This is a genomic window from Mycobacterium sp. E2989 (assembly GCF_001667595.1).
Lineage (GTDB): Bacteria > Actinomycetota > Actinomycetes > Mycobacteriales > Mycobacteriaceae > Mycobacterium.
In genome coordinates, this window is the sequence record NZ_LZJX01000077.1 from 1 (window position 1) to 527 (window position 527).

General features: G+C 67.9%; 2 protein-coding genes. One reads left to right on the forward strand and one right to left on the reverse strand.

What is annotated here, in order from left to right; all coding sequences use genetic code 11:
* Nucleotides 1-240 (reverse strand): TetR/AcrR family transcriptional regulator (locus tag A5680_RS13985; RefSeq protein ID WP_156675112.1); only part of this gene is annotated, 240 nt, incomplete at its 3' end.
* 101 nt (nt 241-341) lie between these two features.
* Between A5680_RS13985 and A5680_RS13990 the strand changes: the two genes are divergently transcribed.
* Nucleotides 342-527: TetR/AcrR family transcriptional regulator (locus A5680_RS13990; RefSeq protein WP_156675113.1), on the forward strand; the 186-nt coding region annotated here is incomplete at its 3' end.

Sequence of the window (527 nt, forward strand, 5' to 3'; positions counted from 1 at the left end):
CTGCAGCCGCGGCAGCGCGATTCCCTCGATCTCCTCGACGGCGGCGTCCAGCAGCTCGGACTTGTTCGCAAAGTAGTTGTAGAGGCTGGCGCTGGTGACGTTCGCGGTGCGGGCGATCTCACGGATGGTGGCGCGGGAGTAGCCCGCCGTGGCCACACAACGCATGGTGGCCACGATGATTCGCTGGCGGGTGTCCTCGCCGCTGGCGCCCACCGGGCGTCCCCGCTGCGCCCGCGTCACCGTGCTCCGCCCACTCGCGTGTCCTGTCCGCCGGGCTCTCGAAGCCCGACAGCATCGAATATAATCGACTGATCGATTAGCCCGGGGGTTCGCGGAGGCAAATGAGCGTTCTGCCGTCACAGCTGGGGCGCCCGGTGGGTGCCGATGGCGAGCAGACCCGCGCGCGCGTCATCGCCGCGGCGATGCGGTGCGTGGCCGAGATGGGCTACTCCCGCACCACTATTCGCGAGATCGCGCGGGCCGCCGACATGACCAGCGGCAGCCTGTATAACTACTTTGCGAACAAG